The organism is Nocardia sp. SYP-A9097, from assembly GCF_009649815.1.
In the GTDB taxonomy this organism is placed as follows: domain Bacteria; phylum Actinomycetota; class Actinomycetes; order Mycobacteriales; family Mycobacteriaceae; genus Nocardia.
Genome location: NZ_WJIC01000006.1, coordinates 88,035 through 107,106, shown reverse-complemented (window position 1 = coordinate 107,106; position 19,072 = coordinate 88,035). Strand labels below are relative to the sequence as shown.

Annotated in this window: 15 protein-coding genes; 5 read left to right on the top strand and 10 right to left on the bottom strand. The window is 67.2% G+C overall.

The features are described from left to right. Positions 1 to 54: 54 nt before the first annotated feature. The 9 genes from truA to GFY24_RS43720 all read right to left on the bottom strand — a co-directional run bounded on the left by truA (position 55) and on the right by GFY24_RS43720 (position 8,424). A complete protein-coding gene (gene truA, locus GFY24_RS14810) occupies positions 55 to 906 on the bottom strand; it encodes a tRNA pseudouridine(38-40) synthase TruA (RefSeq protein WP_309230860.1) in 852 nt (283 codons plus the stop codon). A gap of 117 nt (positions 907 to 1,023) precedes the next feature. Then, positions 1,024 to 1,536 carry a 50S ribosomal protein L17 gene (gene rplQ, locus GFY24_RS14805; RefSeq protein WP_153805637.1) on the bottom strand — a complete coding sequence of 171 codons (513 nt, stop codon included), beginning with the start codon at positions 1,534 to 1,536 and terminating at the stop codon, positions 1,024 to 1,026. Positions 1,537 to 1,583: 47 nt separating this feature from the next. After that, positions 1,584 to 2,642, bottom strand: a complete 1,059-nt coding sequence (locus tag GFY24_RS14800; RefSeq protein ID WP_067561714.1) for a DNA-directed RNA polymerase subunit alpha — start codon at positions 2,640 to 2,642, stop codon at positions 1,584 to 1,586. A 168-nt stretch (positions 2,643 to 2,810) separates the two neighbouring features. Beyond that, positions 2,811 to 3,416: a 30S ribosomal protein S4 gene (rpsD, locus tag GFY24_RS14795; RefSeq protein ID WP_153805636.1), complete on the bottom strand. Its 606-nt coding sequence runs from the start codon at positions 3,414 to 3,416 to the stop codon at positions 2,811 to 2,813. 24 nt (positions 3,417 to 3,440) lie between these two features. After that, positions 3,441 to 3,854 (bottom strand): 30S ribosomal protein S11, encoded by a 414-nt coding sequence (rpsK, locus tag GFY24_RS14790; protein ID WP_153805635.1) that lies wholly within the window; start codon positions 3,852 to 3,854, stop codon positions 3,441 to 3,443. A 9-nt stretch (positions 3,855 to 3,863) separates the two neighbouring features. Further along, a complete protein-coding gene (gene rpsM / locus GFY24_RS14785) occupies positions 3,864 to 4,235 on the bottom strand; it encodes a 30S ribosomal protein S13 (protein ID WP_153805634.1) in 372 nt (123 codons plus the stop codon). 224 nt (positions 4,236 to 4,459) lie between these two features. Beyond that, the gene (rpmJ, locus tag GFY24_RS14780) at positions 4,460 to 4,573 is read right to left on the bottom strand and encodes a 50S ribosomal protein L36 (protein ID WP_067561702.1); all 114 of its coding nucleotides are present in this window, start codon (positions 4,571 to 4,573) and stop codon (positions 4,460 to 4,462) included. A gap of 120 nt (positions 4,574 to 4,693) precedes the next feature. After that, positions 4,694 to 4,915, bottom strand: coding sequence for a translation initiation factor IF-1 (gene infA, locus GFY24_RS14775; RefSeq protein ID WP_040804562.1), 222 nt, complete (start codon positions 4,913 to 4,915; stop codon positions 4,694 to 4,696). A gap of 3,095 nt (positions 4,916 to 8,010) precedes the next feature. Further along, positions 8,011 to 8,424, bottom strand: coding sequence for a hypothetical protein (locus GFY24_RS43720; RefSeq protein ID WP_153805632.1), 414 nt, complete (start codon positions 8,422 to 8,424; stop codon positions 8,011 to 8,013). A 201-nt stretch (positions 8,425 to 8,625) separates the two neighbouring features. Here GFY24_RS43720 and GFY24_RS43715 point away from each other — a divergent pair, with 201 nt between their 5' ends. Continuing rightward, positions 8,626 to 9,552, top strand: a complete 927-nt coding sequence (locus GFY24_RS43715) for a MinD/ParA family protein (protein WP_375336051.1) — start codon at positions 8,626 to 8,628, stop codon at positions 9,550 to 9,552. Positions 9,553 to 9,786: 234 nt separating this feature from the next. Continuing rightward, entirely contained in the window at positions 9,787 to 12,873 is a 3,087-nt protein-coding gene (locus GFY24_RS14760; RefSeq protein ID WP_153805631.1) for an NAD-glutamate dehydrogenase domain-containing protein, read from the top strand. Positions 12,874 to 13,095: 222 nt separating this feature from the next. Here the strand turns inward: GFY24_RS14760 and GFY24_RS14755 are convergent, their stop codons facing one another. After that, on the bottom strand, positions 13,096 to 14,622 hold the full coding sequence (locus tag GFY24_RS14755; protein WP_309230858.1) for a PucR family transcriptional regulator: 1,527 nt from the start codon (positions 14,620 to 14,622) through the stop codon (positions 13,096 to 13,098). A gap of 140 nt (positions 14,623 to 14,762) precedes the next feature. Here GFY24_RS14755 and GFY24_RS14750 point away from each other — a divergent pair, with 140 nt between their 5' ends. Genes GFY24_RS14750 through GFY24_RS14740 form a run of 3 tightly spaced genes read left to right on the top strand, consistent with a single transcriptional unit; the run spans position 14,763 to position 19,043 of the window. After that, on the top strand, positions 14,763 to 16,190 hold the full coding sequence (locus GFY24_RS14750) for a gamma-aminobutyraldehyde dehydrogenase (RefSeq protein WP_153805630.1): 1,428 nt from the start codon (positions 14,763 to 14,765) through the stop codon (positions 16,188 to 16,190). 42 nt (positions 16,191 to 16,232) lie between these two features. Then, positions 16,233 to 17,573, top strand: coding sequence for a 4-aminobutyrate--2-oxoglutarate transaminase (gene gabT, locus GFY24_RS14745; protein ID WP_153805629.1), 1,341 nt, complete (start codon positions 16,233 to 16,235; stop codon positions 17,571 to 17,573). 18 nt (positions 17,574 to 17,591) lie between these two features. Next, entirely contained in the window at positions 17,592 to 19,043 is a 1,452-nt protein-coding gene (locus GFY24_RS14740) for an NAD-dependent succinate-semialdehyde dehydrogenase (protein WP_153805628.1), read from the top strand. Positions 19,044 to 19,072: the final 29 nt, after the last annotated feature.

The following is a 19,072-nucleotide window of genomic DNA, read 5'->3' as shown; positions in this document are numbered from 1 at the left end:
GCGATTCCCCCTCCATGGCCGAGCTCGAGCATCGCGGTATCCGGCGCCACGGCGTCAATCACCGCAGCAGCCTTCACTATTCGGTACGGTACGCACCTCGCGCGTCTCCGCATTACGCGCGGCCAGCTCCGCGTCCGCCGGATAGTCGACGGCGATCAGGCTGAGCCCGTGTGCGGGCGCGACGGTGACCGCACTGGCCCGCTCACGTTCGTTGAGCAAACCGCCGACCCACTCCGGCGTGCGCCGCCCCTCGCCCACCGCGAGCACCGCGCCGACCAGACTGCGCACCATGGACCAGCAGAACGCGTCGGCGGAGACATACGCGGTGAGCAGCTCACCCTCGCGCTCCCAATCGAAGCGCTGCAGTTCGCGAATGGTGGTCGCGCCTTCCCGGCGGCGACAGAAGGCCGCGAAATCGTGCAACCCCAACAGCTTCCGGGAGGCGGCCGCCATGGCATCCAGATCCACACCCGGTCGGCAAGGCACAATTTGCCTGGCCTGCAATGGGTCAGCGCCATACGGCGCGGTGGTGAGGCGATACGCGTAATGCCGCCGGATGGCGGAGAACCGGGCGTCGAACTCCGGTGGTACCGGCCGAACATCCTTGACGCGCACGTCTTTCGGGAGAAACCGCGCCAACCGGTGCACCAGCCGCGGACCGTCCAGCTCACCGTGCGTATCGAAGTGCGCGACCTGGCCTTCGGCATGCACACCGGCATCGGTGCGCCCGGCCACGGTCAGCTGAATCGGCTCCCGCCGCACCTTGCTCAGCGACTCTTCGAGGACGCCCTGCACGGTGCGCAGGCCGGGCTGGCGAGCCCAGCCGGTGAAGTCGGTGCCGTCATAGCTGATGTCGAGCCGTACCCGAACCGAAACCGGCTCCGGCGCCTGATCCTCCACGGTCACAGCGATCTCCTGGTTAACATGAAGGAAGCCCGCCGACCCGGAGGGGACGGCGGGCTTCCTCATGGAACGGGGAAGACTAGTCTTCCTTGGGCTCACCCCCGCAATGCGGGGAGGGCCTTACTCGGCAGCGTCGGCCTTGGCCTCGGCGGCCGGAGCCTCAGCGGAATCCTCGACCTTGGCGTCTTCGACCTCGGCCTCGACGGCCGGGGTCTCGGCGACAGCCTGCTGCGAAGCCGCGACGCGACGGGCGCGATCGGCCTCGTTGGTCACGGTCTTCTCGCGGACCAGCTCGATGATCGCCATCGGAGCGTTGTCACCCTTGCGCGGGATGGTCTTGATGATGCGGGTGTAGCCACCCTCACGACCCTCGAACGACGGGCCGATCTCCGCGAACAGGGAGTGCACGACGTCCTTGGCGCGGATCACCTTCATCACCTCGCGACGGTCGGCAAGGGTGCCGGCCTTCGCCTTGGTGACAAGCTTCTCGGCGTAGGGGCGCAGCGCCTTGGCCTTGGACTCGGTGGTCGTGATGCGACCGTGCTCGAAGAGCGCCGTCGCCAGGTTGGCGAAGATCGCCTTCTGGTGCGACGCCGACCCGCCGAAGCGAGCACCCTTCTTGGGCTTGGGCATTGGAATCTCCTGTGTCTAAGACCGTCGGGGCGCCCGCCCCATCCGGCCTAAAGCTGTTCGGTCTCGGCGTAGTCCTGCTCGCCGCTGTCGGTGTCGCTGAACGAACCGCTGTCGCTCCAGGTGCCGCTCGCCGCGTCGTAACCGACGACGGAGGACGGATCGAAGGAGGCCGGGGAGTCCTTGAGGGACAGACCAAGCGAATGCAGCTTGACCTTGACCTCGTCGATGGACTTCTGGCCGAAGTTACGGATATCCAGCAGATCCGATTCGGTGCGGGCGACCAGCTCGCCGACGGTGTGCACTCCCTCGCGCTTGAGGCAGTTGTACGACCGCACGGTCAGATCGAGGTCCTCGATCGGCAGACCGAACGAGGCGATGTGGTCCGCCTCGGCCGGGCTCGGGCCGATCTCGATGCCCTCGGCCTCGACGTTCAGCTCGCGAGCGAGACCGAACAGTTCGACCAGGGTCTTACCCGCCGACGCCAGCGCATCCCGAGCGGAAATCGAGTTCTTGGTCTCGACATCCAGGATGAGCCGGTCGAAGTCGGTGCGCTGCTCGACACGAGTCGCCTCGACCTTGTAGGTCACCTTCAGAACCGGCGAGTAGATCGAATCCACCGGGATCCGGCCGATTTCCGCACCCGACGCCTTGTTCTGCACGGCAGGAACGTAGCCGCGACCGCGCTCGACAACGAGCTCGATCTCCAGCTTGCCCTTGTCGTTCAGGGTCGCGATGTGCATGTCCGGGTTGTGCACGGTCACGCCGGCCGGGGGAACGATGTCCCCACCGGTGACGGTGCCCGGGCCCTGCTTGCGGACGTACATGGTGACCGGCTCGTCCTCTTCGGACGAGACAACCAGGCCCTTGAGGTTCAGGATGATGTCGGTGACATCTTCCTTCACGCCCGGAACCGTGGTGAACTCGTGCAGCACGCCGTCGATACGAATGCTCGTAACGGCAGCCCCCGGGATCGAGGACAGCAGCGTGCGGCGCAGCGAGTTGCCGAGGGTGTAACCGAAACCCGGCTCCAGCGGTTCGATGGTGAACCGCGACCGGTTCTCGGACACAACCTCTTCGGTCAGTGTCGGTCGCTGTGAAATCAGCATGGATTTCTCCTCCTTCGAGCGTCCGCTATTTGACGCTCACGACTGGAAATGTGAAGAACCACAACCCTTTTGGGGGCTCGGGAGCCAGGCTCCCGAATCCCCCTTCCGGGGGTGTGGGGGCGAGGCCCCCACAAGTGGTCATCCACCAGCGGCGCGTTAGCGCCCCTATTACTTCGAGTAGAACTCGACGATCAGCTGTTCCTGCAGCGGAACATCGATCTGCGCACGCTCGGGGAGCTGGTGCACCAGAATGCGAAGACGGCCGGGAACGACCTGGAGCCAACCCGGAACCGGGCGGTCACCAACGGTTTCGCGCGCAACCTGGAACGGCAGGGTGCCCAGCGACTTCCCCTTGACATCGATGATGTCGTACTGAGAAACCGAGAAGCTGGGGACGTCGACCTTCACGCCGTTGACCACGAGGTGGCCGTGGCTGACGAGCTGACGAGCCTGACGACGGGTACGGGCCAGACCGGCGCGGTACACGACGTTGTCCAGACGGGTCTCGAGCAGACGCAGCAGGTTGTCGCCGGTCTTACCCTTCTGACGGTTCGCCTCTTCGTAGTACTTGCGGAACTGCTTCTCCATGACGCCGTACGAGAAGCGAGCCTTCTGCTTCTCCTGCAGCTGCATGAGGTACTCGGATTCCTTGATCCGCGCGCGGCCGTGCTGGCCGGGCGGGTAAGGACGACGCTCGAACGCCTGGTCGCCTCCGACGAGGTCGACACGCAGACGACGCGACTTGCGGGTAATGGGGCCTGTATAACGAGCCATTGTTCTGTACCTTTTCCTTCCCGCTTAGACGCGACGCCGCTTGGGCGGACGGCAGCCGTTGTGCGGCTGCGGGGTGACATCGGAGATCGTGCCGACCTCCAGGCCAGCGGCCTGGAGCGAACGGATCGCGGTCTCGCGGCCCGAACCTGGGCCCTTCACGAACACGTCGACCTTCTTGACGCCGTGCTCCTGCGCCTTGCGGGCAGCGTTCTCGGCGGCGAGCTGCGCGGCGAACGGGGTCGACTTACGCGAACCCTTGAAGCCGACGTGGCCCGAGGACGCCCAAGAGATGACGTTTCCGGCCGGATCGGTGATCGACACGATGGTGTTGTTGAACGTGCTCTTGATGTGCGCGTGGCCGTGCGGGACGTTCTTCTTATCCCGGCGACGCGACTTCTGAGTCTTCTTCGGGCCCGAGGCCCGGCTCTTCGGAGGCATGCGCTATCCCTACTTCTTCTTGCCGGCGACGGTCTTCTTCGGACCCTTGCGCGTGCGGGCGTTGGTCTTGGTCCGCTGGCCACGCACGGGCAGGCCACGACGGTGACGCAGGCCCTGGTAGCAGCCGATCTCGATCTTGCGACGGATGTCGGCCTGAACCTCGCGGCGCAGGTCGCCTTCCACCTTCAGAGCGGAGCTTTCGATGAAGTCACGCAGAACCGTGAGCTGCTCATCGGTGAGGTCCTTGGAACGCAGGTCCGGGCTGACGCCGGTGCCTTCCAGGATCTCCTTGGCGCGGGTGCGACCAATGCCGAAGATGTAGGTCAGCGCGATCTCCATGCGCTTTTCGCGCGGGAGATCGACGCCCATCAGACGTGCCATGTGGCATTTCCTTAATGGTTGCGGAGGTCTGCTCCCTGGCCGTCCCCGCGTAGTGGGGCCCCGGCCTCCGTACCGGGGGAAGGCCGCCATCCGCCCTCTACAGGGCTCGACAACGGCGACTGGCGTTGGGAGTTACTTCTTTGTGTCTGCCAATCCGAATCGCGTTCGGTGCTTGGCTGGTGAGCGACCGGAGTTGCCTCCGGCGATCCGGCACGAGGCCGAGATCAGCCCTGACGCTGCTTGTGGCGCAGGTTCTCGCAGATCACCATGACCCGACCGTGACGGCGGATCACCTTGCACTTCTCGCAGATCGGCTTGACGCTGGGGTTGACCTTCACGTCAGATCCAATCTGGTTCCGTGTGCTCACTGGCCGTGAACACAGTTTTTCCCCGGCCCGAAATGGCCGGGGAAGACCCGGAGCACGAAGCCCCGGAAATCTAGCGTCCCCCGAGGGAAATCACTTGTAGCGGTAGACGATCCGACCGCGGGTCAAGTCGTAGGGCGACAGCTCCACGACGACGCGATCCTCGGGCAGAATACGGATGTAGTGCTGCCGCATCTTGCCGCTGATGTGCGCGAGAACCTTGTGACCGTTCTCCAGCTCAATCCGGAACATCGCATTGGGCAATGGTTCGATAACCCGGCCCTCGACCTCGATGGCCCCTTCCTTCTTCGCCATATCCTCCGCGATCCCGTTTCAGGCTGAACCTGGTTGGTTCGAGCTCATCACGTCTTTCGTCCCCTGAAGTTAGTCGTGCACTGCAGTGGACCCGGTGCAATACTTCCTTCGACGCGGCCGTGGGCATGCCACAGCCAGCAGGTAGGTGCACCGCCGACCAAGCCTACCCGTTTCCCCAGATGCGGCCAAATACGCCCTGTTCCAAGTGGGCGGAAACCCGCTCCGGGGCGGGCAGCCGGTGCCCGAACGGGACGGGCGCGCGGCCACCGCACAACCGAATGGGTAGCGTTGCCGCCAAGCTGGGTGGGTGCGAGCTCACCAAGGCCGGAGCGCGGCCCGGGGGAAGATCGCTAAACTACGGCCTGTCCTACCAGACCGCTCAAGCACACACGGGGGTTGACGTGAGCCGCAACAACGACGGCCTCCCCATGCTCCCACCATGGCTGTCCGAGAGCGACGTCTCCCAGGCCGGCTACGAAGCCCCCGTGGAGAACCTCCCCCACGACGACCTCATCCCCGAGGAAAAGTCCCCCCGCCGCCTCTTCGGCCGCCGCAAATCCCGCAAGGACACCACCTCCGACCAGGACCCCACCCCCACCCGCCAACCCTGGTCCACCTCCGGCGACCCCCAACTAGCCGCACCCCCCATCACCCCCCAACCCCCTTCCCCGGAAGCGCAGCGCGGCCCGTCCGCCCCCGACGCGCACCGAAACCCCGTCGCCCCCAACGCGCAGCGCGCCCCTTCGACACCCGACGCGCAGCGAGCCCCCTCCTCGCCCGATGCGCAGCGAGCCCCGAGCATGCCCGGCGTCCAGCAGGGCCCGCACTCCGCAGCCGCTGAGGCGCAACGAGTTCCGCAGTCAACCCCACCCGCCTACGGCCCCGCGACTGATCTGCCCTCGCCCCCAGACCTGCCCCAGTCTCCCGGCCCCACGCCCGAACAGCCCACCCCCGGAGCACGTTTCGCCGCCCCACCTGCCCCAGACGCACACCGCGGCGCACCCCAGCCGTCCTTCGGACAGCCCCGCCCCTCAACCCCCCTCCCCCCAGCCCCCCACGCCGGCTCCAACCCGCCGCTCCCAGACGCACCACAGCAAGGCGCGCAACGGCAGGGTCCGCGGCCCGACCCTCACGCTCAGGGGCCGGCCTCCGGACCACTCACGCCCCCGACGCGCGTCCCACTCATTCCCGACGTCCCGCAGCCGAATCCGCACCTCGCCCCGCAGAGCGCGGATGCCACGACGCGTTTCGATTCGCCGCCGACGCCCGCCCCGAGCGCTCCGCCGAAGCCACACATCCCGGACTCACCGACACACGTCGCCCAGCCGGATCCCCTTGCGCAGCGCCCACTTCCGGACTCACCGACGTCATCACCCGGGGCGCGGCGACTGCCGCCTCTGTCCGACCCGCCGCAGCCGAACCCGCACTCCGCCCCGCGGAGCCAGGCTGGGGATTCGCGAGCCAACCCGCCACTGCCGCCGTCGCCGAACGACCCCGCTCTGTCGCGGCCGGCCCTTCCGGATGCTCCGCCTGCCAATGGACAGTCCAATCCGGTTGCGCCGCAGCAGGGTTCGAACGGAGAGGCACAGTTGCCGGGGGCGGCGAGTTCGGCCGCTGAGGCGCGCCGGGTTCCGCCTACTTCTGATGTGTCGCAGCAGAATCCGTATGCCGGCCCGCAGGGAGGGTTCGAGGATTCGCGAGCCAATCCGCCGCTGCCGCCGTCGCCTGGCGACTCTGCGGCAGCACAGAGTTCGGAAGCAGCACGAGGGTCGCAGCAGGATCCGCTCGGTCTGTCGGCGGATGGTCGGCGGCCGACGCTACCCGATCCGCCGTGGCGGAGCGCGAAGACCGGTGTGGGTGCGGCTGATTCGGTGACGCCGCCGCCCGGGGTTCCTTCGTTGCCGCCTTCGCCGTCTCAGAGTTCCGGCGATAGTTCTTCCGATCCGGGGCTGGGCGGCGCTGTGCCTCCTGCGTTCCCGATGCCCGGTACGCCTGTCGATGACATTCTCGCGGCCCCGTGCGGGGCCGGTTCTGCGAATTCGCCAGTGGGACAGGGCGATTCCAGTACTGGGCCGACCGGTGGAGCCGATCAGTCCGGCAACTCGGCCGACATGACTGTTCGCGTGCCCCTTTCTCCTGCGGTGAGTGAAAGTCCTTCTGCTGCGCCAGAATCGGCGACAGCTGAGGCTGCGCAGGGGGCCGGACGAGATGCTCGGCCGGGCGGATTGCCCGATCCGAGTCTCGGTTCGGTGGGCGATACTCCGCCCGCCCCGATTGGTGGGACTCCTGAGCCGCGGACCGGCGAACAATCCGGCTCCGCGGGCGCGGGGCAAGGGGCGCAGTCGGGTTCGGCGGCGGGTGGCTCCGGAGACTGGGCCTCGGACCGAGATCTCGGAATCAATACCGGGCGCCATCGGGCGATGGATGGACTACTGCCGCAGCGACCGGGACCCATTCCGGGGCAGGGTGATTCACAGGCGGGGCCGTACGGACCGCGTGGCGGCCAGCAGGGACCGGCTCCGGTAGCGCCGCCGAGCGATGGGCGGCAGTGGATGGCGCCGCCGTCACAAGCTCCGGCCGCGCCCGCGCCCGCACCTCATACCGGCGCGCCCGGTACACACGGGTTCCCCTCTTCGCCACAGGGTTCCGCACCCCAGCCGCACAGCTCCACAGCTCAGCCTCACCAGTCCACACCTCATCCACATGAGTCCGTGCCCCAGCCGCACGGCTTTACACCCCAGGCGCAGGGGCCTGCGCCTGCGGCCGCGCAGCAAGGACAAACGTCCGGCCCCGTTGGGCCCGGACATCAGGGGGCGCATACGGGCGGATTCCCGATCGGCACGCCGCCGGGTGGACCCGGAATGGCCACTTGGAACCAGGGCTCATATGCCCCGCCGCAAGGTGCACCGGCGACGCCGCAGCAGGGTGGTTCGGCGCGGTCACCGCTCGGGTCGACTCGGGTACCCGGGGCCAATTGGTCTCCGAATCCGCTTATGTCGGGGTCGAATACGTGGCAGCAGAACCCGGCGCCGGGTGAAAACGGGGATGGCGCGGCGAATTCGGGCGGATCCAGCTCGACGAGTGGGGCGTCGGCTTCAACCAGCGCTGCCGCGGCGAGCAATGACACGCCCGCGCAGGGTGCACCCGGCTCGGTCGCGAATCAACTTCCAGGCGTGAACCGTGATGCGGGGCAGCCCATTTGGGGTGCCGCGCAGCAGCCGAGCGGCGGTCAGGCCGGGCAGGTGAATGGTGGCCCCGGACAGCAGCCCGGCAACCCTATGCCGGGGCAGGTAGGCAGGGGAACTCAACTTCCCGGCGGCGCCGAGACGAGCTCGACCGGGGCGGAACAGCCTGGCAACGTTGCCGGACAAGCGAATTGGGGTGCGCGGCAGCCGGACGCCGCTGGACGCGGGCAGCAGCCCGGCCAGTATGGCGATGGGCAGCAGCCTGGCCAGTACGGACAGGGACAGCCCAGTCCGAATGGGCAGGCGCAGCAACCGGGATCGCAAGGGCAGCAGCCCGGCTCATATCCCGAAGGGCCGCAGCCCGGCTCACATCCCAACGGGCAGCAGGCCAATCCCTATGGGGGTGGGCAGCAACCTGGGCCGTATGGGCAGGGGCAGGCCAATCCTGCTGGGCAGGGGCAGCCGGGTGGGTATGTTCCGCCCGCGGCGCCTTTGCAGTTCGGGGTGGGGCGGCAGGGGCAGCCTTTGCCCTCATTGGATGATGTGCCGTTGCGGCGAGCGAAGAAGGCTCCGGGGTCGGGGTGGCGCCGGGCTGTGCACCATGTTTCGGGTGGGGCGATCAATCCGGGGTTGTCGGCTGAGGAGCGGCGGCTGCAGGAGTTGGTGGCCAGGATTCGGCAGCCGGTGCGCGGGGATTACCGGATCGCGGTGTTGTCGCTGAAGGGCGGGGTGGGTAAGACCACGACCACCATGGGGTTGGGGTCGATCTTCTCGTCGATTCGCGGGGACCGGGTGATCGCGGTGGATGCGAATCCGGACTTCGGGACGCTCTCGCAGCGGGTGCCGTTGCAGACGCGGTCGACGGTGCGGGATCTGTTGCTGGATCCGAGCATTCAGCGGTATTCGGATGTGCGCCGGCATACCTCGCAGGCGGGTAGTCGCCTGGAAGTGCTTGCGAGTGAACGTGATCCGGCGGCGTCGGAGGCGTTCAGCGAGGACGAGTACCGGAGTGTGGCACGAGTTCTGCAGCGCTTCTACAACATCATCCTGACCGATTGCGGTACGGGACTTATGCATTCGGCCATGGCGGGTGTGCTGGATCTGGCGCATTCGCTGGTGTTGATCTCGTCGTCGGCGATCGACGGCGCGCGCAGTGCCGCGGCCACACTGGATTGGTTGTCGCTGCACGGCCACGATCATCTGGTGCGCAATGCGGTGGTGGTGATCAATCTGCCGCGTCCGGGTGCGGCGACGGTGGGGATCAATCAGCTCCGCGATTACTTCCTGTCGCGTTGCCGCGCGGTGCACATCATTCCGTACGACTCGCATCTCGGTGAGGGCGCGGAGATCGACCTGACCCGCCTGGAGAAGGACACCAAGCGCGCGTATGTGGAGTTGGCGGCCACCGTGGCCGATGATTTCGCCACCGATCACCGCCGCTATCGCGGCTGACCCGGCCCGCACTCCGGCCGAGTTCCGCGCACCAGCGCCGGACTCGGCCCGTGAGCGTGCACCTATGGCGGCGAATCCGGCATAAACCCGCCCGGAGTGCACGTTCGTGGCCGCCTATAGACGATCCGGCGCAACCCACTCCCTTCCACGCTCCGGTTTGTCCACTGTGTCCTGCGTCTCTTTGCGGCAGATTAACTGCCACACCATAAGGTCACGCACAGGGAGTTGAGTCAGATGCATCTCGGAGCAGCCGTCGGCATGCTGGACGAGGATCGGATGGAGGTCGCGCCGCGGCTCGAATTCGATCCTGGTTCGCAGCCGCCCGGCGCAAGGCTGGTCTGGCAGGGCGCTCCCGCGTCGCTGACCGAGCTGATCGAGATCTTTTCCGCACTGGGACTACATGTCACCACCCATGAGGTGAGCGGTGACGGCCTACGCACCGAGCACCGATTCACGTTCCGCCCCACCGCTTTCGAGCTCACCGAGCCGATGGCGCGACTGCTCGCCGAGGCGTTCCTCGCCGCGGCGGAGGGCGAGTTCGAGATCGACGGTTTCACCAGCTTGACCGCCTCCGCCGCGCTGCCATGGCGTGATGTGGTGCTGGTGCGCGCGGCCTGCCGTTATCTGCGGCAGGCGGGTTTGCGCCTGGGCGGTCCGACGATCGCCGAAATCCTCACCGCGCATTCGGATTTCGTGCGCGCATTCGTGGCACTGTTCCACGCTCGCTTCGATCCGACGCACGCGGATCGCACCGAGCTGGTCGATGCCGCGGAGTCGGAGGTGCGCCGCCGCTTGGAGGCCGCGACCACACTGCCCGAAGATCAACTGCTGCGCGGCCTGTACACGTTCTGCGCTGCGGTATTGCGCACCAACTGGTTTCAGCCGGGTCGCGCGGTGGCCGCGTTCAAAATCGATCCGGTGCGGCTCTCGCTGTCCGGCCCGATCACCCCGTACCGCGAGATCTTCGTGCATTCGACCCGCGTCGAGGGCAGTCACGTGCGCGGCGGCGTAATCGCGCGCGGCGGCCTGCGCTGGTCGGATCGCGTGGATGATTTCCGCACCGAGGTGCTGGGTCTGATGAAGACCCAGACGGTGAAGAATTCGGTGATCGTCCCCATGGGCGCGAAGGGCGCGTTCGTGGTGCGCGGCGGTGTCACCGATCCGGCGTCGGTCGAGTACGCGTATGCGGCGTTCATCGGCGGCCTGCTGGATGTCACCGACAATATTGTCGAGGGCGTCATCAAGACTCCCCCGCGGACGGTGGTCTACGACGACCCGGATTCCTATCTGGTGGTGGCCGCCGACAAGGGCACGGCGCGGTTCTCGGATCTGGCGAATTCCATTGCGGTGGCACGTGGTTTCTGGCTGGGCGATGCCTTCGCCTCGGGCGGTTCGACGGGTTACGACCATAAGGCGCTGGGCATTACCGCGCGTGGTACGTGGCGTTCGATCCGTCAGCACTTCGCCGAGCTCGGTATCGATCCGGAGGTGCAGCCGTTCACGGTTTCCGGTATCGGCGATATGTCGGGTGACGTGTTCGGCAATGGCATGTTGGAGACCGATTGCATCCGTTTGGTCGCCGCCTTCGACCACCGGCATATCTTCCTGGACCCGGATCCGGACCCGGTGCTCTCGCACAAGGAGCGCACCCGTCTGGCAGCCCTGGAGCGCAGCAGCTGGGCCGATTACGATCGAGCGCTCATCTCCGAGGGTGGTGGCGTCTGGCCGCGCACCGCGAAGTCGGTGCCACTGTCGCCACAGGTGCGCTCGCGCCTGGGCATCACCGCCACGGAATTGCCTGCGCCGGAACTGATTCAGGCCATGCTGAGCGCGGAGGTCGATCTGCTCTTCAATGGCGGCATCGGCACCTATGTGCGAGCACACGGCGAACTCGATTCGGAGGTCGCCGACCCGTCCAATGACGAAGTCCGCGTCACCGCCGACCAGCTGCGCTGCCGAGTGATCGGTGAAGGCGGCAATCTGGGCCTCACCCAGCAGGCACGCATCGAATTCGCGGTGGCGGGCGGCAAGGTGAACGCCGATTTCATCGACAATGCCGCGGGTGTCGCCACCTCCGACCGCGAGGTGAATCTCAAGATCGCCCTGGATGCCGCGGTGGCGGAGGGCCTTTCGACGGTCGCCGAGCGCAATAAGCTGCTCGCCGCCAATGCCGATGCCGTGGCCCGCGCGGTCCTGGCCGACTGCGATCGACAGGCCCTGGCCATCAGCCTGGCCGAGGCGCACGCCCCCTTCCTCATCGACCGGCACGGCCGCCTGATCGAAAACCTGGAGCAGGCAACAGATCTCGACCGGTCGGCCGAATTCCTGCCCACCACAGCGGAACTCGCCGCTCGCCGCCGCGCGGGCAAGGGCCTGGTACGCCCCGAGATCGCGGTTCTGCTGGCCACGTCCAAAAACCTGGTGCGAGACGAGCTGCTGGCCTCGGATGCCCTGAACGACCCGGTCGTGGCCGGTACTCTGGCGGGCTACTTCCCGGAACGTATTCGCACCCTGCTGGGCGAGCGTCTGCTGCACGAGCATCCGGTAGCGCGCGAAATCGTCGCCGTGGCGGCCGCCAACCAGGTGATCAACCGGGTCGGCCCCGGCATGATCCACCGCCTGGAGGAGCGCCTCGGTGCGGGCACCCCGCAGATTGTCCTGGCCTGCACCGTAGTTGACGAAGTGCTGGATGTGGACCGCTGGTGGCGTGAGGCTCTCGCCATGCCGGGCGTCTCCCCGCAGGTCCGCATGGGCGTCCTCAAGGGCATCCAGGATGCGGTGGAACAAGCCACGGCATGGCTGCTCACCCATCGCGCCGCCGACTCGTGGTCCGCCGAAATCGACCGCCACGCAACCCTTGTCGCCGAACTGAGCGCCGTCCTCCCCCGCCCCGGCGGGCACTCCGGCCGCGATCTGGCCAACCTACGCCTGCTCTCCCAGGCCCTGCCCCTCAGCGATACCGCCCGCCGCACCGATCTCCCGGTAGCCCTGGTCGCCCAGACCTACCGCGAACTCGGCGAACTGATCGGCCTGGATTGGCTGGCAACAACTTTCGCCACCACCCGCACCTCCGACCACTGGGAAACCCTGGCCGCCGCGGTCCTGGCAGACGAACTCCAATCCCGCTGGCACACCCTGGTAGCCACGGTCCTATCCGAAGCCGCCCCCGGCGATTCGGCCCGCGCCCACGTCACCGCATGGAAGGAATCCCCCACCGCCCTACGCCTGATCGACCTGGTATCCCAGCTACGCCGCTCCGGCACAGTCGATATCGCCCGCCTCTGCGTAGTGAACGCGGAGCTAGCCACAGCCGCAAGCTGAGCACACCCGCGAGTGTGCACCCACGGCGGCGATATGCCGGTATCGCCGCCACAGGTGCACGCTCGCGAAAGGCGGGCAGGCTGGACGATCAGGCGCGCGTCGGGGGATTGAGCGTCGACCAGGAACTGGTGTCCGCGGCACGCAATGGGTGGGGGACGTGAACTCCTGGTGATCGCGCGTCCATGTCTTTTGGTTCTTCGTCTTTGGCGCCTTGTCGCCAGGTCAGCGGTGAGCGACTACCGCCAGCAGGAGTTCCGCGCGCACCAGGGCTTGGTCCAATTGCACGCCCAGGACTGATTCGATTTTCGCTATTCGGCTGCGCAGGGTGTGGCGGTGGACGCCGAGAGCTGTTGCGGCGGTTTCCCATTGGCCGTGGGCTTCGAGGTAGGCGCGGAGGGAGGCGATCAGGTCGGTGCCGTGGCGTTCGTCGTAGTCGACCAGGGGTTGAAGCATGGCTTCGGAGACCGCGGTCAGGACGCGTTGGGCTTCGGGGAAGGCCAGGAGGGCGTGGCCGGCGAGGGCGGCGAGTTCGAGTGGGCGGGCGCCGGGTACGGCTGCGGAGGAGGCTAATTCGGCGTGTTCTATGGCGGCGTTGAAGCGGCGCAACAGATGTGGGGCGCTGAGTCCGGCACGGGTGGTGGCGCGTACCTCCGCGGGCAGGCCGACCAATAGTTGTTCGGCTGTTTCGTCGTTGTCGGAGCCCGGGAGCAGGATGGCGACGCGGTCGCCTGCCAGATGGGCGAAGAGTTGGCGGTTCATCGGATGCAGCTGGGTGTCAACGGTTTTCAGGGCCTGGCCGGCATCGGACGGAGACGCGCACCAGAGCACGAGGGCCCGGATGCGACCGGTGCGGTCGGCGGCGGTGGCGAGGTGTTGCCACATGGTGTCGGGGTCGCCGGGTTCGTCCAGGAGCATGGCCATGGCCTGGGAGTTCAAGCGGTTCTGAGCGATTCGCAGGCGGGCGGGTTTCTCGAAGTCGAGGGCGAGCAGGGAGCTGGCGTGCCCCAGCAGGACCTGATCAACGGAGCTGAGGGCGGTCGTGGTGACCACGGCGAGGTGCCCGTGCACGGTCTGTCCGGCGGTAATGGCTTGCAGCACAATGTATTGCCTGGACGGCAGCTGGATGACACCACTGCCTGCGCCGTCGCTGCGGGTGGTGAGGAATTCGGTGATGCGGTCGACTATCTCGGCGGCGGGCTGCCGCGGATGAGCCTCGGCGATCGCACCATCCGAGCCGACCACGAGCACGGTGGCCGACAGCGCGGCGGACAGCTCCTTGATTACCGCTCGCACACCTTGAATGGCGGCCCGGGTCATGCGCGGCTGGGCCCGGGAGGCGCGCAGCACCTTCTCGTACTCCTGCTCGGCGAGCCGCTGCATGACCTTCTTGGTGATCACACCGAAGGGCGTCGGCAGCGGTACTTCGAACAGCGGTAGCCCGAGCCGATCGGCGGTTTCGACCAGGTCCTCGGGTACGGTTTCGTGGGAGAGCCCGATGCCGAATCCGACTCCGGCGACCCCGGCTCGATCGAGGTCTTCGAGGTACCGCAACCGGTCCGCGCGACTGAGCGGCAACCCCATTCCGGTGGTGAGCACCAGCTCCCCGCCCGAGAGCCACTGCTGTGCATCGGTGAGTTCGGAGGTGAGTGCGAGCGTGATGGAGCGTCCGAGCCCGTCACCGCCGCCTTTGAGTACGAGCCCGAGCTCGGGTTGGGACAGTACCCATCGGACCGGAATTCCCGCGTTCACAGCGCTCCCGTAGCAAACTGGACAGATTGTCGAAACCCAATTCTGCCCGCACGCCGATCCGGCGGGTGACGCGGGGGTGTGTCGCGCAGCACACTGGCTGGCAACACTCCAGCACTCCCTTCGATCGAGATCGGGCACACATGACCGAGATGCTTCGCAACTTCATCGACGGCCGGTTCGTAGCCGCGACCGCCTCGGAGTCGTTCGAACTGATCAGCCCGGTGGACGAATCGGTGACCGGTCGCAGCCCCATCTCCGGCCAGGCCGATATCGATGCCGCCGTCGCCGCCGCCTCGCGGGCCTTCCCGGCTTGGAAGGCGAGCACCCCGAGCCGGCGCCAGGCCGCGCTGTTGAAGCTGGCCGATGCCATCGAAGCCAACTCCGATGCTCTGGTCGAGGCACAGTGCCGCGATACCGGTCAGCCGAAGCATCTGGTCGCCACCGAGGAAGTGGCCGTCGGAGCCGATCACCTGCGCTTCTTCGCCGGTGCCGCCCGCATGCTGGAGGGCAAGTCCGCCGGCGAGTACATGGAGGGTTTCACCTCGTATGTGCGCCGCGAACCGGTCGGTGTCATCGGCCAGGTGACCCCGTGGAACTACCCGTTCATGATGGCAATCTGGAAGATCGGGCCCGCACTGGCGACCGGAAATACGGTGGTGCTCAAGCCGAGTGACACCACGCCGGGCAGCACCCTCGTACTGGCCGAGCTGACGCAGGGCATCCTCCCGGACGGTGTCCTCAATGTCGTGCTCGGCACCGCCGCCAGTGGCGCGGCCCTGGTGAACCATCCGCGCCTGGACATGGTGGCGATTACCGGTTCGGTGCGCGCGGGTATCGCGGTGGCGACGGCCGCCGCCGAGCAGGTCAAGCGGGCGCATCTGGAACTCGGCGGCAATGCCCCGGTGGTCGTCTTCGGTGACGCCGATCTGGCGACCGCCGCCGACCGCATCGGCGAAGCCGCGTTCTTCAACGCCGGCCAGGACTGCACCGCCGCCACCCGCGTGCTGGTGCACGAGTCGGTACACGATGAGCTGGTCGAGGCGCTGGTCAAGAAGGCGCAGACCGTGAAGCCCGGCCTGCCCGACGATACCGAGGCCGCGTACGGCCCGCTCAACAATATTCGCCACTTCGAGTCGGTGACCGGCAAGCTCGCAGCCCTGCCGCCACACGCCACCATCGTCACCGGTGGTAATCGATTGGGCGACAAGGGTTTCTACCTCGCCCCGACCATCATCACCGGTGTCCACCAGGACGATCCGATCGTGCAGGAGGAGACCTTCGGCCCGGTCATCACGATCCAGCCCTTCACCGATGAGGCCGAGGCCGTCGAGCTCGCCAATGACGTCGACTACGGCCTGGCCTCGAGTGTGTGGACTGGGGATCACGGTGTGGTGCAGCGCGTTTCGGCCGCCCTGGACTTCGGCGCGGTGTGGGTGAACTGCCATATCCCGCTGGTGGCGGAGATGCCGCACGGCGGTTTCAAGCGTTCGGGTTACGGCAAGGACCTCTCCGCGTACGGCGTGGAGGACTACACCCGCATCAAGCACGTCATGAGCGCGCACGACTGAGTACGGCCCGGCCCCCAAACCCTTTCCGCAGAAGGATTCTCAATGACCGAGATCAGCTACCGGCTCCCGCAGCAGCGGGCGCTGAACACCGCCCTGCCGGGCCCGCGCTCGCAGGAGCTGGCCGCGCGTCGCAAGGCGGCCGTCGCCGCGGGTGTGGGTTCCACCGCGCCGGTGTACGCCGCGGACGCCGATGGCGGCGTCATCGTGGATGTGGACGGTAATTCGCTCATCGATCTGGCCGCCGGTATCGCCGTCACCAATGTCGGCGCCTCGCATCCGAAAGTCGTTGCGGCGGTGCAGGAGCAGATCGAGCGTTTCGCGCACACCTGTTTCATGGTGACCCCGTACGAGGCGTACATCGCGGTCTGCGAACAGCTGGCCGAGCTCACCCCGGGCGATCACGAGAAGCGCAGCGTGCTCTTCAACTCCGGTGCGGAGGCCGTCGAGAACGCGATCAAGGTGGCGCGCCTGGCCACGAACCGCACCGCGGTGGTCGCCTTCGATCACGCGTACCACGGTCGCACCAACCTGACCATGGCACTGACCGCGAAATCCATGCCGTACAAGGCGCATTTCGGCCCGTTCGCGCCCGAGGTGTACCGCATGCCGATGTCGTACCCGTTCCGGGACGGCGGCCTGGACGGCGTAAGCGCTGCCCGCGAAGCGATTTCGCGCATCGAGAAGCAGATCGGCGCGGATTCGGTAGCGGCCATCATTATCGAGCCGATCCAGGGCGAGGGCGGATTCATCGTTCCCGCAGCCGGATTTCTGCCGACCCTGGTCGAGTGGGCGCACGCAAACGGCGTCGTATTCATCGCCGATGAGGTGCAGACCGGCTTCGCCCGCACCGGCGATTGGTTCGCCTGTGACGCCGAAGGCGTCGTCCCGGACATCATTACGATGGCCAAGGGTATCGCCGGTGGCATGCCGCTGAGCGCCATCACCGGCCGCGCCGAACTCCTGGACGCCGTGCACGCGGGCGGCCTGGGCGGCACCTACGGCGGTAATCCGGTGGCCTGCGCCGCCGCACTCGCCGCTATCGACGCCATTCGCGAACATGATCTGCCCGCCCGCGCCCGCCACATCGGCGAGGTTTCGCTGGCCCGCTTCAATGAACTGGCACAACAGGTTCCGGCCATCGGTGACGTGCGCGGCCGCGGTGCCATGCTGGCCCTGGAGTTCGTCCGCCCCGGCACCACCGAGCCCGATGCCGCATTGACGGCCGCGATCGCCAAGCGCTGCCTGGAGCAGGGTGTGATCACCCTGACCTGCGGCACCTTCGGCAATGTGATCCGCCTGCTGCCCCCGCTGGTGATCAGCGATGAGCTACTCGACGAGGCGCTGACGGTGCTCTGCACCGCCATCAGCGATCTCGCGGTCTGAATACGGTCGGGGAGAACAATGTTGGAGTACGACCGGATCAGCGGCCTCATCCCCACCGGTGTGTGGATCGACGGCAAATCCGAGCCCGCGAAAAGCACTTTCCCGGTGCGTAATCCGGCGACCGGTGAAATCCTCACCGAGGTCGCCGACGGCACCGCCGAGGACGCCCAGCGCGCCCTCGACTCGGCCAGTCGCGTCCAATCCGCCTGGGCCGCAACCGCTCCGCGCGAACGCTCGGCCATCCTGCGCCGGGCTTGGGAGATCCTCATCGATCGCACCGAGGAGATCGCTCTCCTCATGACCTTGGAGATGGGCAAAACCCTCGCCGAGGCGCGCGGCGAAGTCGCCTACGGCGGCGAATTCCTGCGCTGGTTCAGCGAGGAAGCTGTACGCATCGGCGGCCGCTACACCGACTCCCCCGCCGGGACCGGCCGTATTCTGGTCACCCAGCAGCCGGTCGGCCCGGTCCTGGCGATCACGCCGTGGAACTTCCCGCTGGCCATGGGTTCTCGCAAGATCGGCCCCGCGCTGGCCGCGGGTTGCACGGTCATTGTGAAGCCCGCCGAGGACACCCCGCTCACCATGCTGGCCCTGGCCCAGATCTTCGCCGAGGCCGGTCTCCCCGAGGGTGTGCTCTCGGTGGTCCCCGGCAGCGATGCCGCCGCCATAACCGCACCGCTGCTCGCCGATCCGCGACTGCGCAAGGTGACCTTCACCGGTTCGACTCGGGTGGGCAAGCTGCTGCTGCGTCAGGCCGCCGACAATGTGCTGCGCACGTCGATGGAGCTCGGCGGCAATGCCCCCTTCATCGTGTTCGAGGACGCCGATCTGGAGCAGGCGCTCACCGGTGCCATGGCGGCCAAGATGCGCAATGGTGGCGAGGCGTGCACCGCGGCGAACCGTATCTACGTGCACAATTCGATCCGCGAGGAGTTCGCTTCCCGGCTGGCCGAGAAGATCGGCGCACTGCGCGTCGGCCCCGGTCACGAGCCCGGCGTGGACACCGGTCCGCTCATCAATGAGCGGCAGCGCGATAGCGTCGCCGCCCTGGTCGAGGACGCCGTCGCGGCCGGTGCCGTAATCCGCACCGGCGGTAAGGCGATCGACGGGCCGGGCTGGTTCTTCCAGCCGACCGTGCTCGATGAGGTGCCGCGCACCGCCCGCATGCATCGCGAGGAAATCTTCGGACCCGTCGCCGCCATCTACGGCTTCGACACCGAGGAAGACGTCGTGGCCGCGGCCAATGACACCGAATACGGTTTGGCCGCTTACTTCTACACCCGTGATCTGGATCGGGCCCTGCGGGTTTCGAGCGCCCTGGACGCCGGCATGGTCGGCGTGAATCGCGGCGTCATCTCCGATCCGGCGGCCCCGTTCGGCGGGGTCAAGCAGTCCGGTCTGGGCAGCGAGGGTGGGTCCGAAGGGATTCACGAGTACCTCGACACCAAATACGTCGCGCTGACCCGCTGATGTCATCGGCACCCCGGCCCCTGTGCCGG

Excerpts from the sequence above, each read along its gene's own strand:
- gabT (WP_153805629.1), top strand. The coding sequence starts at position 16,233 with ATGACCGAGATCAGCTACCGGCTCCCGCAGCAGCGGGCGCTGAACACC.
- rplQ (WP_153805637.1), bottom strand. The coding sequence starts at position 1,536 with ATGCCCAAGCCCAAGAAGGGTGCTCGCTTCGGCGGGTCGGCGTCGCAC.
- GFY24_RS14800 (WP_067561714.1), bottom strand. The coding sequence starts at position 2,642 with ATGCTGATTTCACAGCGACCGACACTGACCGAAGAGGTTGTGTCCGAG.
- GFY24_RS14760 (WP_153805631.1), top strand. The coding sequence starts at position 9,787 with ATGCATCTCGGAGCAGCCGTCGGCATGCTGGACGAGGATCGGATGGAG.
- GFY24_RS14750 (WP_153805630.1), top strand. The coding sequence starts at position 14,763 with ATGACCGAGATGCTTCGCAACTTCATCGACGGCCGGTTCGTAGCCGCG.
- rpsK (WP_153805635.1), bottom strand. The coding sequence starts at position 3,854 with ATGCCTCCGAAGAGCCGGGCCTCGGGCCCGAAGAAGACTCAGAAGTCG.
- infA (WP_040804562.1), bottom strand. The coding sequence starts at position 4,915 with ATGGCGAAGAAGGAAGGGGCCATCGAGGTCGAGGGCCGGGTTATCGAA.
- rpsM (WP_153805634.1), bottom strand. The coding sequence starts at position 4,235 with ATGGCACGTCTGATGGGCGTCGATCTCCCGCGCGAAAAGCGCATGGAG.
- GFY24_RS14740 (WP_153805628.1), top strand. The coding sequence starts at position 17,592 with ATGTTGGAGTACGACCGGATCAGCGGCCTCATCCCCACCGGTGTGTGG.
- rpsD (WP_153805636.1), bottom strand. The coding sequence starts at position 3,416 with ATGGCTCGTTATACAGGCCCCATTACCCGCAAGTCGCGTCGTCTGCGT.